13 protein-coding genes are annotated in these 16,275 nt (G+C 61.8%); 4 read left to right on the forward strand and 9 right to left on the reverse strand.

Going from position 1 to position 16,275, the window contains the following annotated elements:
- Positions 1 to 81: 81 nt before the first annotated feature.
- The 5 genes from GFM02_RS11090 to GFM02_RS11110 form a co-directional block, all read right to left on the reverse strand.
- The gene (locus tag GFM02_RS11090; RefSeq protein ID WP_003546802.1) at positions 82 to 273 is read right to left on the reverse strand and encodes a hypothetical protein; all 192 of its coding nucleotides are present in this window, start codon (positions 271 to 273) and stop codon (positions 82 to 84) included.
- A 131-nt stretch (positions 274 to 404) separates the two neighbouring features.
- Positions 405 to 1,298, reverse strand: coding sequence for a uracil-DNA glycosylase (locus GFM02_RS11095; protein WP_168321702.1), 894 nt, complete (start codon positions 1,296 to 1,298; stop codon positions 405 to 407).
- 68 nt (positions 1,299 to 1,366) lie between these two features.
- On the reverse strand, positions 1,367 to 2,659 hold the full coding sequence (locus tag GFM02_RS11100; protein ID WP_020049255.1) for an Hsp70 family protein: 1,293 nt from the start codon (positions 2,657 to 2,659) through the stop codon (positions 1,367 to 1,369).
- Between the two features lie 188 nt (positions 2,660 to 2,847).
- The gene (locus GFM02_RS11105) at positions 2,848 to 5,964 is read right to left on the reverse strand and encodes an efflux RND transporter permease subunit (RefSeq protein ID WP_168321703.1); all 3,117 of its coding nucleotides are present in this window, start codon (positions 5,962 to 5,964) and stop codon (positions 2,848 to 2,850) included.
- The gene (locus tag GFM02_RS11110; protein ID WP_168321704.1) at positions 5,961 to 7,268 is read right to left on the reverse strand and encodes an efflux RND transporter periplasmic adaptor subunit; all 1,308 of its coding nucleotides are present in this window, start codon (positions 7,266 to 7,268) and stop codon (positions 5,961 to 5,963) included. Before GFM02_RS11110 ends, GFM02_RS11105 begins: the two co-directional genes overlap by 4 nt.
- A 267-nt stretch (positions 7,269 to 7,535) precedes the next feature.
- Between GFM02_RS11110 and GFM02_RS11115 the strand changes: the two genes are divergently transcribed.
- Positions 7,536 to 8,414: a phosphotransferase family protein gene (locus GFM02_RS11115; RefSeq protein WP_020049258.1), complete on the forward strand. Its 879-nt coding sequence runs from the start codon at positions 7,536 to 7,538 to the stop codon at positions 8,412 to 8,414.
- A 9-nt stretch (positions 8,415 to 8,423) separates the two neighbouring features.
- On the opposite strand, the gene GFM02_RS11120 is transcribed toward GFM02_RS11115, so the two are convergent.
- Complete coding sequence (locus tag GFM02_RS11120) at positions 8,424 to 9,212, reverse strand: SDR family oxidoreductase (RefSeq protein ID WP_131666003.1); 789 nt, start codon at positions 9,210 to 9,212, stop codon at positions 8,424 to 8,426.
- 251 nt (positions 9,213 to 9,463) lie between these two features.
- Here GFM02_RS11120 and GFM02_RS11125 point away from each other — a divergent pair, with 251 nt between their 5' ends.
- Both GFM02_RS11125 and GFM02_RS11130 read left to right on the forward strand, forming a co-directional pair.
- Entirely contained in the window at positions 9,464 to 11,128 is a 1,665-nt protein-coding gene (locus GFM02_RS11125) for an electron transfer flavoprotein-ubiquinone oxidoreductase (protein WP_168321705.1), read from the forward strand.
- Between the two features lie 136 nt (positions 11,129 to 11,264).
- Positions 11,265 to 11,879: a L,D-transpeptidase gene (locus GFM02_RS11130; RefSeq protein ID WP_017959713.1), complete on the forward strand. Its 615-nt coding sequence runs from the start codon at positions 11,265 to 11,267 to the stop codon at positions 11,877 to 11,879.
- Positions 11,880 to 11,976: 97 nt separating this feature from the next.
- Here GFM02_RS11130 and GFM02_RS11135 read toward each other — a convergent pair whose 3' ends face one another.
- A complete protein-coding gene (locus GFM02_RS11135) occupies positions 11,977 to 12,882 on the reverse strand; it encodes a DMT family transporter (protein WP_168270154.1) in 906 nt (301 codons plus the stop codon).
- Positions 12,883 to 13,027: 145 nt separating this feature from the next.
- On the opposite strand from GFM02_RS11135, the gene GFM02_RS11140 reads away from it, so the two are divergent.
- A complete protein-coding gene (locus tag GFM02_RS11140; RefSeq protein WP_003587651.1) occupies positions 13,028 to 13,501 on the forward strand; it encodes an Lrp/AsnC family transcriptional regulator in 474 nt (157 codons plus the stop codon).
- A gap of 23 nt (positions 13,502 to 13,524) precedes the next feature.
- On the opposite strand, the gene mgtE is transcribed toward GFM02_RS11140, so the two are convergent.
- Positions 13,525 to 14,898: a magnesium transporter gene (gene mgtE, locus GFM02_RS11145; RefSeq protein WP_168321706.1), complete on the reverse strand. Its 1,374-nt coding sequence runs from the start codon at positions 14,896 to 14,898 to the stop codon at positions 13,525 to 13,527.
- 323 nt (positions 14,899 to 15,221) lie between these two features.
- Positions 15,222 to 16,235 carry a zinc-binding alcohol dehydrogenase family protein gene (locus GFM02_RS11150; protein WP_168321707.1) on the reverse strand — a complete coding sequence of 338 codons (1,014 nt, stop codon included), beginning with the start codon at positions 16,233 to 16,235 and terminating at the stop codon, positions 15,222 to 15,224.
- Positions 16,236 to 16,275: the final 40 nt, after the last annotated feature.

Here is a 16,275-nt window from a genome sequence, read left to right on the forward strand (position 1 = left end):
ACGAAAGGGCAGGCGAAGCGCCTGCAGCGCCGCGCGTCTTTTCAGACGCGCAAAGGACGCTGCAACACTTTGAGTCTCTGCTCAATATTGCTGGAAGTCCGAAAAAATAGCGTTCGGGCGCGCCGTACGGCTGTTGATACCGGTGCCGCGGGCAATCATCTGTTCGTTCGTGGCAAAGCCGAAACGGCTGTAGCCTTGAGTGGAACGAACCTGGTCGCCGGCGAGGCGAAGGGTTTCAAACCCGCTATGGATAGGACGAAAACGCTTGTTCATGGCCTTGGTTCCTGTGATTCCTCCCAAGACACAGTTGATATTGCGATGCAGCATAGATTCCGCAATGCATCACGGCGGGATGCAGCCATGCGAAAATCGCATAGGCTGATTCACAAATTATTCAACTTTGGCTAATTTCTAAGCAAAGAGAGGGACTTAAGTTTCGCCTGAAAAGCCAGCAGGTCATTCCAGGCCAGCCGCTTGTTTACAGGTGCGGTTAACAGATCCTGCGGATGCAGGCTGGCTATGGCAGGAATGACACAGTCCGCAACGGCAATCTCCTTCCAGCGGCCGCGCAACCCATGAATCGTATCGTTTTCACCGAAGAAGAAGCGCGCCGAGAAATTGCCGAGCAACAGGATCGCCTTGGGTTCGGCAAGCGCGATCTGCCGCTCGATGAAGGGTCGGCAGATGTCCATTTCCGCCGCCGAGGGCGCACGATTGCCAGGTGGTCGCCAGGGGATGACCTGCGTCAACAGAACGCTCGAGCGCGTCAGCCCGATCGCCGCCAGCATCTTGTCGAACAGCTGGCCGGATTTTCCCGAGAAGGGCATGCCCTCGCGATCGTCTTCGGCGCTCGGCGCGGAGCCGATCACCATGATCCCGCTTTCGGCATCGCCGCTGGCAAAGATGGTCGAGCGGGCACTGTGCTTGAGGTTGCAGCTGCTGAAGGCTTCGATCGCGGTCTTGAGCTCGACGAGCGAGCGCGCGGTCTCGGCGACGAAGCGCGCCTGCTGTACCGCCTCGCCATCCGGGATTGCCGGTTGCGGACCGGACGCCGCGCGTTCGGCAGGCGCCGGGCGCACCGCTGCATTCGGGCGCACCTGTGCCTGACCTGGGGCAGGGCGCTCCCCAGCGGCGGGACGTTGCTGCTGTGCCGCCGGGCGGCGGGCGGCCTTCATCGCCTCGAATTCGGCGAAGCGGTCAATCGCCTCTTCCTCCAGCAGCCATTCCACGCCGGCATCGGCATGGAAATGCAGAAGCGCTGCGAGCTCGGCTGGGGAAAGGTCGTTGGCGGAGATCATGCGGCAAGCTTAGCGGAGTGACACGGGCATTGAAAGGGCGGGCGGCCGATTGCCCGACCTTGCCGGCTCTATTGCACAGTCCATTGCGCGATGTCGTCACGTTCGCCGATCAGCGCCAGGCCATGGGCGATCGACAACAGCTCGCCGCCGCTTTCGATCCGGTCGCGCTCGAAGCGTTCGGTAAAGATGCGGCGCACCGCCGGCACGAACGAGGTGCCGCCGGTCAGAAACACCTTGTCGATCTCCGATGGTTTCGTCTCGGTCCTTTCGAGTACGTCGTCGAGCGCGCCTTCGATGCGGGCGAGATCATCGGCGATCCAGCCTTCGAAGTCGCTTCGCTTGATGCTGCGATGTCCGCCGCGGCCAAGCGGCGCGAAATCGAAAGGCGCTTCCTCCGAAGCCGAGAGCGCCATCTTCGTCGCCGACACCGCCTGATAGAGCGGGTAGCCCTCATCATGGTCGATGAGATCGATGAAGATTTCGAGCTTTTCCGGTTCCAGGCTGGTGCGCACCAGCTTCTTCAGATCCTCGAATTCGCGCGTCGTCTTGAAGATCGACAGCTGGTTCCAGCGGCCGAAGCTGGAATAGTAGTTGGACGGCACTTCAAGGATCTTGTCGAAGCTTTTGAAATGGCTGCCCTTGCCGATCAGCGGCGCGACGATGTTGTCAATCATCCTATAGTCGAAATGGTCGCCGGCGACGCCGACGCCGGAATGGCCGATCGGCGTTGCCGTCAGTCTGCCGGCAACGGTCTCGAAGCGGATCAGCGAATAGTCGGTCGTGCCGCCGCCGAAATCGGCGACCAGCACTGTGGCATCCCGCTTCAGGTTCTGCGCGAAATAGAAGGCGGCGGCGACCGGCTCGTAGACATAGTGGATTTCGGGAAAGCCGAAGCGCGACAGCGCCTCGTTGTAGCGCTCGGTCGCCAGCGCCGGATCGGGGCTGGCGCCGGCAAAATGCACCGGCCGGCCGGTGACGATGCGACTAACATCCGAAGGCCAGTTGTCGCCGGCATAGTTGCGCAGCCGCCGCACGAAGACCTCCATCAGATCCTCGAAATTATGCCGTTTGGCGAAGATCAGCGTGCCCTGGAACAGCGCGCTCGCCGCAAAGGTCTTGATCGACTGCAGAAAGCGGCATTCGCCGGGATTGTCGATGAATTGGCGGATCGCCGCATGGCCCGCTTCCACCTTCAGTGCCGAAGCGCCGAGCTGGGCATCCTTCATGAAGGAAAGCGCCGTGCGCATGCTGTCTGCCGTACCCTCCGTGCTCGTGAACGCCATCGAGCGCGTCGCCCCGCCATCCGCCATGGCGAGAACCGTATTCGTCGTGCCGAAGTCGAAACCCAGCGCCTGAGCCATGCCCGCACCTCTTCATGCCGATTGTTATTGGAGACGGAGCATCGCTCCGCGAAAGGGCGTAAGCACGCCCCGGAATCAGGAGGGCGGGTGATGCCACAGGGGCGTGACACTTTCAAGAGGATTGAAGGCATCGCGCCGACATCTGTTGTTCCCTCTTCGCCTGCCGGAGCGAAGAGGGCAGGCCGCCGTTACTCGGCGGCCATCGCCCTTGCCTCTTCCAGCTGCGGCTCCTCGACCTTGTTGTGGCCGATCAGGCGGCCGAGGAAGTTTCCGAAGCGGTCCATCTCGACGAAGATGACCGGGGTGATGAAGAGCGTCAGCATCTGCGAGACGATCAGGCCGCCGACGACGGCGATGCCGAGCGGCTGGCGCAGTTCCGAACTTGCGCCGGTGCCGAGCGCGATCGGCAAGGCGCCGAGCAGGGCGCAGAAGGTCGTCATCATGATCGGTCGGAAGCGTCGCACGCAGGCTTCGTGGATCGCCACCGTCGCCTTTTCGCCGGTTTTGCGCATGGTCTCCACCGCCACGTCGATCATCATGATCGCGTTCTTCTTGACGATGCCGATCAGCATCAGCAGGCCGATCAGGGCGATGATCGACAGGTCGAAGCCCATGATCTTGAGCGCCAGCAACGCACCGAATGCCGCCGCAGGCAAACCGGAGAGGATGGTGAGCGGGTGGATGAAGCTCTCGTAGAGCACGCCGAGCACGACATAGATAGTCAGCACCGCCGCCAGGATGAGGTATGGCGTATTGCCCTGAGACTGCTCGAAAATCTCAGCTGTACCGCCATAGGAGGTGAAGACGTCGGCCGGCATGCTCATTTCCGTCTTGATCCGGTCGATTGCTGCCGTGGCATTGCTGAGCGATACGCCCTCCGGCAGGTTGAAGGAAACGGTGGTCGAGACGAGTTGGCCCGTCTGGTTGATTGTCACAGGGCCGACCGTGCGCTCGACATGCGCGAAGTTTGAAAGCGGCACCAGGCTGCCATTGGCCGATGCGACACGGATTTCCGAGAGCTTCTGGTCGTCCCACGGCTTGCTTGTGTCATATTCGACGATGACGTCGTAGCTGTCGCCGGTTGACTGGATTTCCGCCGCTGCATATCCGCTGAAGGATTCCTGCAGCGTCGTGCGCAGCGTGTCGTTGTCGATCCCGTAGGCGGCTGCCCGCTCGGTATCGATGACGATATTGGCCTGCAGCGCGTTGTTCTGCGCGTCGGATGTCACGTCCGTGAAGAGGCGATCTTTGCGCATCGCCGCCTGGATCTTGCCGGCCCAGAGATTGGTCTGATCGGCACTCAGCGCCTGCACCACCAGCTGATACTGGCTGGCGGTCTGGCGGCCGCCGAAGCGCAGGCTCTGGTTCGGCGTCACGAAGGCCTGCAATCCGGGGATCTTGTTGATCGCCGTGCGCAGCTCGCGCAGCGTCTGGTCAAGCGGCGGACGTTCCGTCTTGTCCTTGAGCTCGACGAACATCGAGCCGTTGTTCTGTGGCTTGTTGGGGTTGCCGCCGATGGTGGACATCCCGTGGTTGACCGCCGGGTTCGCCTTGACGGCGGCTGCCGCCTGCTGCTGCAGCGCCGCCATGGCTGAATAGGAAATGTCTTGGCGAGCCTGCGTGCTGATCGTCAGGCGGCCGATATCCTCCTGTGGGAAGAAGCTCGTCGGCAGCGTCATGAAGAAATAGATCGTCAGTGCGACCGAGGCGAGGAAAACGCCGAGGATCGTGGGGCGGTGGCGAAGGCACCAGCCGACAGCCCTGTCATAGCCGTTGAGCGTCCGTTCGAAGCGGGCATCGAAAATGCGGATGATGAGCGGCGGGCGGCTCTGGTGGTTGGACAGACGCGAGGCGAGCATCGGCGTCACGGTCAGCGAGACGATTGCCGAGGAGATGATCGCAATCGCAACCACCATGCCGAATTCGTTGAACACGCGGCCGACAACGCCGCCCATCAGCAGGATCGGAATGAAGACCGCGATCAACGAAACCGACATGGAAATGATGGTGTAGCTGACTTCGCCCGCACCCTTGATCGCCGCTTCCCGCACGGGCATGCCTTCCTCGACATGGCGCAGAATGTTCTCGAGCATGACGATCGCGTCGTCCACCACGAGCCCCACCGCGAGCGTCAGCCCGAGCAGCGAGATGTTGTCGATACTGTAGCCGAGCACATACATCATGCCGAAAGTCGAGATCAGCGACAGCGGAACGGCAAGCCCGGGAATGATCGTTGCGGTCGCATGGCCGGTAAACAGGTAGATGACGAGAACGACGAGGCCGATCGTGAGCAGCAGCGTGAACTTCACGTCGGAGATGGCATCGCGAATCGGTTTTGCGGCGTCATTCATGACGACCGTGTTGACCGAGGGCGGGATTTCGGCGTGAAGCTGCGGCAGCTTGGCGTTGATCGCATCGACGACATCGACCGTGTTGGCATCCGGCTGACGCTGGATGGCGAGGATAATGTCACGCTGGCCATCATACCAGCTGCCGGTATACTGGTTCTCGACGCTGTCCTGCACATCGGCAATATCGCCGAGGTGGATCGGCGCGCCGTTCGGATTGGCAATGACCAGCGAACGGAATTGTTCGGCGCTGGTGCGCTGCGTGTTCGCCGTGATGGTCATGCTCTGCGAATTGTTCTGCAGCGTTCCCACAGGCTGCTGGCTGTTGGCGGCAGCAAGCGCCTTGTTGACGGTGTCGATGCCGATGCCGCGGGTCAAAAGCTTGTTGGGATCGACCTCGACGCGCACGGCATAGGTCTGCGCACCGTAGACGCTGACCTGGGCAACGCCGGGAAGCGTCGAAAGCGACGGCGAAATGATGTTCTCGGCGATGTCGTCAAGCTTGCTGCGCGGCATGGTGTTGCTCTGCACCGAGAGCAACATGACAGGCGCATCGGCCGGGTTGGTCTTGCGATAACTCGGCGGCGTCGTCAGATTGTCGGGCAGTTGCCGGGTCGCATTCGAGATCGCCGCCTGCACGTCGGCTGCGGCCGCATCGATATTACGACTAAGGTCGAACTGCAGCACGATGCTGGTGCTGCCGAGCGAACTGGAGGCGCTGATTTCGGTGATCCCGGGAATGGTCTCGAACTGCTTGATCAGCGGCGTCGATACCGAGGTCGCCATCGTCTGCGGTGAGGCGCCGCTCAACTGCGCCGAAACGTTGATGGTGGGAAAATCGACCTGCGGTAGCGCTGCGACGGGGACGAGCTGATAACCGGCAAGACCGGCCAGAATGACGCCGATCGCAAGCAGCGTCGTCGCGACGGGTCGCTGGATACAGAAATTCGGGATCATTGTTGAGCTCCCACCGCGATCGTCTCGGAGGGCTGCTGTTGCCGAGGCGCTTCGGCGGAGGCGACATCAAGCGCCTTATCGTCGAACTGCTCCTTGATCGCCTGCTGGTCGCTGAGCTGGCCCTGGCCCTCGACGACGACATGGTCGCCTTCCGAAAGGCCCGAGGCGATGGCGGTGAAGCCGCCATTTGCGCGGGCAACGGTGACGGCCGTCAGATGCGATTTGCCGTCCTTGGCGACGAAGGCGAAGAAACCCTCCGGGCCGGGGCTGACGGCAAGCGTCGGCACCACCACCTGCTGTTCGTTATTGTTGAAATGCACGACGATGTTGACCGACTGGCCGGGCCAGAGCGCGCCGGAGGCATTCTCGAATTTCGCCTTGGCAAGGATCGTGCCCGAGGCGGTGTCGACCGTGTTGTCGTAGAAGCTGATTTCGCCCTTTCGCACTTGCCCCTTGGTGGAATTGGGGGCGGTGCTGACCTCGACCGGACCGCTTGCCAGAGCGCTCTTCAGCTCCCGCAGATAGCGTTCCTGCAGGTGGAATTTCACATAGATCGGATCGTATTTCGCGATAGTGACGATTGCCGAGCCGGCATTGAGGAAGGCGCCCTTGCTGACGGCGATATCGCCAAGTCGGCCATCGAAGGGAGCACGGATGTCGGTGTGCTCGAGCAAGATCTGGTCGGAGACCAGCGAAGCCTTGTCGGCGTCCACAGTGGCTGCGGCGGTATCGCGGGCGGCGACCGCCTGGTCGAGGCTCTGCTGGGTGCCGGCCTTCTGGTTGAAGAGATTCTGCGCGCGCGTCAATGCGGTCTCGGCTTCCGACAGGGTTGCCGCGTCGCGCACGATCATCGCATTGTCCTTGTCGACGGTTGCCTTGGCCGTCCGGTCGTCCAGCTTGGCGATCAGGTCACCGGCTTTCACGGTCGCCCCGTCCTGCGCATCGATGCTGACGATCAAGCCCTGTTCCTGTGCGGCAATGGTCGTGTTGTCATCGGCATCGGCCCAGCCGGTCGCCGTCACATCCATCGGCAACGTCGTTTTCACGGCTGCAACGGTCTTGACGACGGTTGGGCCGCCGCCGCCCCGTCTGCGCCCGCCGCCCTGATGTTGCCCCCCATCCTGACTGCCGGCCTGACCTTGATCGGCTTGCGCCTGCTGCCCGCCGCCATTGCCGCCGGCCGGCTGCTTGATGAACTGCGAGAGGTAGGGAATGCGGGAGGCATAAGGGACCAGATTCCCGAATTGCCAGACGCCGATGGCGGCAATTGCGATAACGCTGACGGTGATCCAAAATTTCTTCATGGGCGGGAACCGGTCTTGAGCGAGGTTGCAAACTTTATGCTCCGATTGAGCTGCTTATATTGCGGCGCAAAAAGGACATAATTCCCGGTGTGCGATCACTAAGTGGTTATAACGGCTTAAAATTTTGTAATGAATATTCCGTAATATTCAAATTATACTAATATAGATCCAGTGTAATCCGATGCCGTCCGACGGCACCCGCGCAGGCGGTTCGCAAGCCGTCCATCGCGCGGAAGAATACGGAAAAACGAGAGAAGGCAGGTCGTCATGACTGAGTTGGATGCCAGCGAATTTCGCTCTCTGATCGTAAGCGTATTTCCTGAACTCACGGCCTCCGTCTTCAAACTGGCGGCGAAGGGCTGGGATTCGCTTGCCGTTGACGTCGATGACACATTAATCTTCAAGTTTCCCCGTAATCTCGGCGCGGAAAGAGCGCTTCAGAAGGAAGCCGCCTTGCTCGATATTGTTCGGCCGTCGCTGTCGATGGCGGTTCCCGACATGCGCATTCACGACGGGCCGCCGATCTTCTCCAGCCATGCCAAACTCGACGGCGAACATCTCATTGCCGAAGATTATGATGCGCTTGGCGAAAGCGATCGGCAGCGCCTCGGGGAAGATCTCGCGCGTTTTTACGCCGAGCTGCATGTGCTCGATGCCGATCGCATACGGTCGGCGGGTGCCGGGGCTATCCAGCCATGGCAATCGCCCGAGACGGTGCGAATAAAGGCTTTGCCGCTGCTGCCGCCTGACATCAGGAGCTTTGCGCAGGCCATTATTTCGGATTTCGAGGCCTTGCCGCCCGATCCCTACGGCAACATCTACGGCTTCTTCGACGGTCATGGCTGGAACATGGCCTTCGACCATGCGCAAAGGAAGCTCAACGGCATTTACGATTTCGCCGATTCCGGCTTCGGCCCGCTGCACCAGGAATTCATCTACTCGAACTTCATCTCGCCCGATCTGACCGCGCGCATCATATCGGCCTATGAAATGCTGACCGGACTCAGGCTCGACCGGCGGCGCATTGCAATCCTGACCGGTTTCCATCGTCTGTCCGAGCTCGCCGAACTTGCGGAGGATCCGGCTAACGTCGAACAGATGATCCGAAGTGTGGCGACATGGGCGGCGGCGGCCCGCGTCGGCTGAGAAAAAATGTCAGACGGATCGTGCCGCGCCGCCGTCGCAGCGGATGAGCGAGCCGGTGATGTAGCTTGCCGGTTGGCTGCACAGGAAGGCAGCCGTTGCGGCGAATTCTTCGACCCTGCCGTAGCGACCGACCGGAATGCGCGCTTCCTTGTCGGTGCGGATCTCCTCGAGGCTCTTGCCGGTCCGCTTTGCCGCGGCCCCGTCGAGATCGTCGAGCCGTGCCGTCAGGATGCTGCCGGGCAAGAGCAGGTTGGTGGTGACGCCGAAGCCCGCCACTTCGGAGGCAAGCGTCTTGCTCCAGCCGGCAAGGGCCGGACGCAGCGTATTCGACAGCGCCAGATTGGCGATAGGTTCGATCACGCCGGATGAGGCGACCGTCAGGATGCGGCCCCAGCCCTGCGCCTTCATGCCAGGCAGCAGCGCATTGGTAAGCGTGATCACGCGGGCGACCATGGAGAGGAAATAACTTTCGAGCTTTTCGCCCGTCATCTCCTCCGTCGTACCGGGCGTCGGTCCGCCGGTATTGTTGACGAGAATATCGAGACCGCCGAACTTCTCCTTCACCGCCGTCGTCGTCATCTCGACGAAGCGTTCGTCCCCGAGATCGGCCCAGATCCAGTCGGCCCGGCCTTGGCCTTCACCATTGATCGCCTTGCAATTGGCCTCCAGCTGTTCGCCGCTGCGCCCGCAGAGCAGCACGTTTGCGCCCTCCCGCGCCAGCGCCACGGCGATGCCGAGGCCGAGACCGCGCGAGGAGGCGAGGACGAGTGCCCGTTTGCCCTTGATGCCGAGATCCATGATTGTCCTCCGATAGCTTTGAGCGATGTATAAGGCGCAAGCGGCGGAAAAGGAAAGGGCATGTGACCGGTTCGACAGCGTTTGATAATTGACGTTAACGTAAGCGGCATGTAATTCTTTTCAACCAGGCCTCATCATCGGGCGAATTGGAAGATTGGCTGTCGTATCCCGGCTCGACAATGCTTTCTCGTTTTGACAAGAAAGTGCCATGACGGGATGACGGCCGCGTGCCGCCAAGCGGAGACGAGTGAATGACCGAGACGACTGAGCTGCCCGAACGCGAGAGCATGGAATTCGACGTTGTGATCGTCGGCGCAGGTCCTGCCGGTCTTGCGGCGGCGATCCGGTTGAAGCAGGTCAATCCGGAACTCTCCGTCGTCGTGCTGGAGAAGGGCGCGGAAGTTGGCGCGCATATCCTCTCTGGTGCCGTGGTTGACCCGATCGGCATCGACCGGCTGTTGCCCGGCTGGCGCGACGAGGCCGACCATCCGTTCAAGACCAAGGTCACGGCCGATCACTTCCTGCTGCTCGGTCCCGCCGGCTCTGTTCGCCTGCCGAATGTGCTGATGCCGCCATTGATGAACAATCACGGCAACTACATCGTCTCGCTCGGAAATGTCTGTCGCTGGCTGGCGACCAAGGCCGAAGAACTCGGCGTCGAGATCTATCCCGGCTTTGCCGCCACCGAAGTGCTCTACAATGACCAGGGTGCGGTCATCGGGGTCGCCACCGGCGATATGGGCATCGAGAAGAATGGCGAGCCCGGCCCGAACTATACCCGCGGCATGGAACTGCTCGGCAAATATGTGCTGATCGGCGAGGGCGTGCGCGGCTCGCTCGCCAAGCAGCTGATCGCCAAGTTCGATCTGCAAAAAGATCGCGAACCGCAGAAATTCGGCATCGGCCTCAAGGAACTCTGGCAGGTCAAGCCGGAAAACCACAGGCCGGGCCTGGTGCAGCACTCCTTCGGCTGGCCTCTCGGCATGAAGACGGGCGGCGGCTCGTTCCTCTATCACCTGGAAGACAATCTGGTCGCCGTCGGCTTCGTCGTCCACCTCAATTACAAGAACCCCTATCTCTATCCCTTCGAAGAATTCCAGCGTTTCAAGACGCATCCGGCGATCCGCACCACCTTCGAGGGCGGCAAGCGGCTGTCCTATGGGGCGCGTGCCATCACCGAGGGCGGCTACCAGTCGGTGCCGAAGCTTTCCTTCCCCGGCGGAGCGCTGATCGGCTGTTCGGCTGGTTTGGTCAACGTGCCGCGCATCAAGGGCAGCCACAATGCGGTGCTGTCGGGCATGCTGGCGGCCGAGAAGATCGCAGCCGCGATTGTATCAGGCCGCAGTCATGACGACGTGATCGAGATCGAGAATGAATGGCGCAAGGGCGACATCGGCCGCGACCTGAAGCGGGTGCGCAACGTCAAGCCGCTGTGGTCAAAATTCGGCACTGCGCTCGGCGTGGCGCTCGGCGGCTTCGACATGTGGACCAACACGCTGTTCGGCTTTTCCGTCTTCGGCACGTTGAAGCATGGCAAGACCGATGCTGAGAGCCTAGAGCCGGCGTCGCAGCACAAGCCGATCGCCTATCCGAAGCCCGATGGCGTCCTGACCTTCGATCGCCTCTCCTCGGTGTTCCTGTCGAACACCAATCACGAGGAGGACCAGCCGGTGCACCTGCAGGTCAAGGACATGGCGCTGCAGAAGCGTTCCGAGCACGATATCTATGCCGGCCCGTCGACGCGTTACTGTCCGGCCGGCGTCTATGAATGGGTGGAAAAGGACGGCGAAGAGGTCTTCGTCATCAACGCCCAGAACTGCGTGCACTGCAAGACCTGCGACATCAAGGACCCCAACCAGAACATCAACTGGGTACCGCCGCAGGGCGGCGAGGGGCCGGTCTATCCGAATATGTGAGGCGGATTGTCCTCGCGGCCGACAATTCTTGCGTCCTGACGCCTTCGTGATCGCCTTCTGCCGGAGGCTGTTAGCCGTTCGTTAACCATAATTTCCTTAGCTTGCGACATCAAGTTGACGCACTAAGGACACATTCATGACGATCTCCCGCCGGGGCTTTCTGATCGCTCTGCCGCTTTTCGTGGCCGGCTGCTCTTCGACCGGCCTGAACAGCCAGACCAATTATGCCGCACTTCCGGATGAAAAATTCCCGTTGAAGCAGGTGCCGATCGACAAGATCAAGCCGGAGCTCCGCCGCCAGGAAGTGGCCTACGAAACCACGCATGCTGCCGGCACCGTGATCGTCGATACACCCGCGCGCCGCGCCTATTACGTCCTCGGCGGCGGCAGGGCGATGCGTTATGGCGTCGGTGTCGGCCGCGAGGGGCTGGCCTTTGCCGGTAACGCCTATATCGGCCGCAAGGCCGAGTGGCCGAGCTGGACACCGACGGAAAACATGCAGCGCCGCGAAGAGCGCTATCGCAAGCTCGCCGGCGGCATGCCGGGTGGCCCGAACAACCCGCTCGGTGCGCGGGCGATGTATCTCTATCGCGGCGGCAACGACACGCATTTTCGCATTCATGGCACCAACCAGCCGCAATCGATCGGCCTCGCCATGTCGAGCGGCTGTGTCCGCATGATGAACCACGATGTGATCGACCTCTATAGCCGCGTCGAAGTCGGCGCCAGGGTCGTCGTCATCCAGGCCTGAGGTGGCCGTTCGAAGCTCGGTTAGGATGCGTCTCCATTGAAAAAGCCGCCGCAGCGATGGCTGCAGGCGGCTTTCCATCTGCTGTTGGTGTTGGATTTCAGCGGCGTGGCGTGGCGATACCTGTCGAAAGCGCCACGCCGATGCCGGTGATCACGGCGGCGCTGATTTCCGTCATGCCGATCGCTTCGCCAAGCAGCAAGCCGCCGCCAAGCGTCGCGAGCACCGGCGTCAGCGCCGTGAAGGCGGCGGCCTGAGTTCCGCCGAGTGTTCTGACGGCGGTGCCGTAGGCGACCATGGCGACGAGGCCGGAAAGAACGCCCTGGCTCAGCACCTGCAGGCCGATCTCCGGAAGAGTAGCCTGTCGCAGCGAGACGCCGAAGATGAGGGCAAGCGCGCCCATGATCAGGAAGGACCAGACGGCGATCAGGGCGCTCGCCTGGACGGCGGTCAGACCGGAGCGGCGGAAGGCATGCGTATAGCTTGCCCAGAGAATGGCGCCGGCCGGCAGCAGCACGAAGCTCGTCCATGGCAGCGAGGCATCCGCAAGGCTAAGCGTGAGCAGGATCAGCACGCCGGCGACGATCGCAACGAGCCCAGCGATGCGGGTGCCGTCAGGTCTTTCGCGAAACAGCGCGATCCCGATCAGCGCCGCGGCGAGCGGCATCGAGCCGCCGAGCAGAATGCCTGAAGAGGCGGCCGGCGTCGAATGGATTGCCAGCGTCGTCAGCAGGAAGAAGACGGCGCCGGAGCCGGACACCATGATCGCCAGCAGATGAAGCGGCAGGGCCTTCGGCAGCAGCCCCGTCTTCAGCCAGACGGGCGAAAGCACCAGCGCCGGAATTCCGAAGCGGATCAGCCCGATATCGATCGAGCCGAGCGGCGTTGCGGCGCTGTGGCGGGTGACGAGAAACCATGTCGCCCAGATCAGCACGGTAATAGTGCCACCGGCATAACCCAGTACCTGCGACGGCGACTTGTCGTTTGTAAATGCAATGGTGGTCATCGTCTTGATCCTTTCTTCCGTCCGGAGCTTGGCCGGTTGAAGAAAAGATTAGCGCCACAGGCCAGGGCATGTCCTTGCTATCTATGGCTCGAAAAACTTGCTATACGCAATCTTCTGCCAATTGATGCCGAAAGCTAGCGTGAAAATGCCAAATCTCGATAAATTCGATATCGCCATCCTGAAGTGCCTGCAGGAGGATGCGCGCGCCACCAATGTCGAAATCGCCGAGAAGGTGAACCTTTCGCCGTCGCCCTGCCTGCGCCGCATTCGCAATCTCGAACGGTCCGGCATCATCCGCGGCTATACGGCGGATATCGACCGCAAGGAGGTTGGTCTCGGCCTCACCGTCTTCGTCGAATTCAAGGTCGTCCATCACAGCCGCGAGAATTCCGAGGCGCAGCAGAAGGCGCTGCTCGCCATCCCCGAGATCGTCTCCTGCTTCCTGATTTCGGGTACGGCCGATTTCCTCGCCGAGGTGGTGGTGGAAGATCTCGCCGCCTACGAACGGCTTCTGACGGAAACGCTGTTGACTCTGCCGAATGTCAGCGACATCCGCTCGAACTTCGCCATCCGCAGCATCAAGACGCATGGGCCGTTGAAGCTGCCCGAGGGAAAATAATTCCCCTCGGGCTTGTTTGCGGGTTAGAGCAGGGTCCCGCTGAGGATGAGCAGCGCCACCGAGAAGTAGATGACGAGCCCGGTGACGTCGACCAGCGTGGCGACGAAAGGGGCCGACGCGCTGGCCGGATCGAGCCGCAGCTTCTGCAGCACGAAGGGCAGCATCGAGCCGCAGATCGAGCCGAAGGTGACGATCCCGATCAGGGCGGCAAACACCGTGACGGCGACCATCTGCCAGTGCGGGCCGTAATCGTAGAGCCCGGCCGACTGCCAGAAGACGATGCGGATGAAGCCGACCAGGCCGAGGATCGCGCCGAGCACGATGCCCGTTGGCAGTTCGCGCAAAAGCACCTTCCACCAGTCCGAGAGCTTCAACTCGCCGAGCGCCAGCGCCCGGATGATCAGCGACGTCGCCTGCGAACCGGAGTTGCCGCCCGAGCTCATGATCAGCGGGATGAACAGCGTCAGCACCACGGCCTTTTCCAGCTCGCCTTCGAAATGCTGCATGGCGCTTGCCGTCAGCATTTCGCCGAGAAACAGGGCGGCGAGCCAGCCGGCGCGCTTGCGGATCATGCCGGCGAAGCTGATCTTCATGTAGGGCTGGCCGAGCGCCTCCATGCCGCCGAACTTCTGGGTCGCTTCCGTCGTGTCTGCGATCATCGTGTCGATCACGTCGTCGACGGTGACGATGCCGAGCATCTGCCCCTGTTCGTCGGTGACGGGCAGGGCGAGCAGGTCGTGCTTGCGGATCAGCCGGGCGACATCTTCCTGCTTCATCAGCGGATCGGCCGAAACCGCCGCGCCCTTCTGCGCCACCGAGAGGATCGAAGCCTCCGGCTCGCCGGTGATGAGGCGACGCAGCGTCACCACATGCAGCAGCGCATGGCTGACCTCGTCGAGCACATAGATGGCGTAGACGGTCTCGCGCGAGCGTTCGACCTGACGCACATGGTCGAGTGTGCGGGCGACGGTCCAGCTATCAGGCACGCTGACGAACTCCGTCGTCATGATGCCGCCGGCCGTGCGCGGCGGATATCCCATCAGGTGCTGGATCGCGATGCGCACCGGTTCGTCGAGGCTGGAGAACAGCCGGGCGCGGGTGTCGCCGTCGAGTTCGAGCAGCACATCGGCGACGCGGTCGTTCGACATGCCGTGCAGCAGCCGAGCGGCGTCCTCGGCACTGATCAGCGCAAGGATCTGTGCGGCGTTGCGAAGCTCCGGCCGGTCGAGAATGTTGACCGCATAGTCGAACGGCATGCCGGTTAGCACCCGCCCGGCGTCCTGGACGCTGAGCGCGTTCAATGATTCGACGCGTTCGGCGATCGTTGCGCCGCGGCTGTTGTTGATGAAGGCACGGGCGGCATGGCCTGCCCGAAGAGGGAAGCGATTGATATTCATTTGAGGCTCGCCTTTCCGTCGATCCGCCGTAGCGTCCGATCGGGCGAGCCGACAGGAGTCGGTCAGCGCACGAGGGCCGCGTACGGCAAAGGCAATCGACTGCTACTGTCGCTTGGCATCGTTATGATGGCTCCGTTGAAATCCGTGGCTGACGAGTGTCGTCCACGTGGATGCTAGGTGGTCCCGGATGCGGAAAAAGTCAAGCGGGATAAATGCTTAACGCCAGAATGCCGCACCCCGCGATGCGGCATTCCAGGCGGGTATGGCCAGGCGGGTATGGTCAGGCGGGTATGGTTTGTAGACCTTGCTGACCCGAAGCGGTCTCAGAATCCTGCAAGCACCGCCTTGCCCCTCATCCTGCCGCTTTCGACCATGGCATGCGCCGTCTTGAGATTTGCCGCATTGATCGGCCCGACGATCTCTGAAAGCGTGGTGCGGATCTTTCCGGCGTCGACGAGTTCGGAAATCTTGTTCAGCAGCTTGTGCTGCTCGATCATGTCAGGTGTGCCGTAGAGCGGACGGGTAAACATCAACTCCCAATGGATGGAAACGGCCTTGCGCTTGAAGGGCACGATGTCGAGCGTCTTCGGATCGTCGATCAAAACGAAGCGGCCCTGCGGCGCAATCGCTTCGACGATGTCGCCAATATGGCTGTCGGTATTGGTGGTCGAGAATATGAATCCCGGCGCGCCTATGCCGAGCGCCGCCACTTGCGGCGCGATCGGCCTGGAATGGTCGACGACATGATGCGCGCCGAGTTCCTTCACCCAGTCCTGCGTTTCCGGCCGCGAGGCGGTGGCGATCACCGTCAGGTCGGTCAATGCCCGGGCGATCTGAATGGCGATCGAGCCGACGCCGCCGGCGCCGCCGATGATCAGGATGGAGCGTGCCCCTCCCGAAACCGCGTCCTGCACCTTCAGCCGGTCGAACAGCGCTTCGTAGGCCGTGATCGAGGTCAGCGGCAAGGCGGCCGCGGCAGCGAAATCGAGGCTCTTCGGTTTGGCGCCGACGATGCGCTCGTCGACGAGATGGAATTCGGCATTGCTGCCCGGACGGCTGATGACGCCGGAGTAGAACACCTCGTCGCCGGGCTTGAACAGGGTGACATCTGCGCCGATGGCCTTGACGACGCCGGCGGCATCCCAGCCGAGCACCTTGAGTTCGTCTGCGGGCGGTGCGGAATGGGCGCGCACCTTCACATCGACGGGATTGACCGAAACGGCTTTGATTTCGACGAGCAGATCGTGGCCCCCAGCCTCCGGCATCGGCAGCTCGACATCGATCAGCGAGGTTTCGGCGGAGATCGGCTGGGGCGTTTTGTAGGCGACGGCGTGCATGGGAAACTCCTGTGTTCGTTGCACGGAAGCTAGATGCGCA

Origin of the sequence: Rhizobium leguminosarum bv. viciae, assembly GCF_012276115.1 — a bacterium.
Taxonomy (GTDB): Bacteria; Pseudomonadota; Alphaproteobacteria; order Rhizobiales; family Rhizobiaceae; genus Rhizobium; species Rhizobium leguminosarum_T.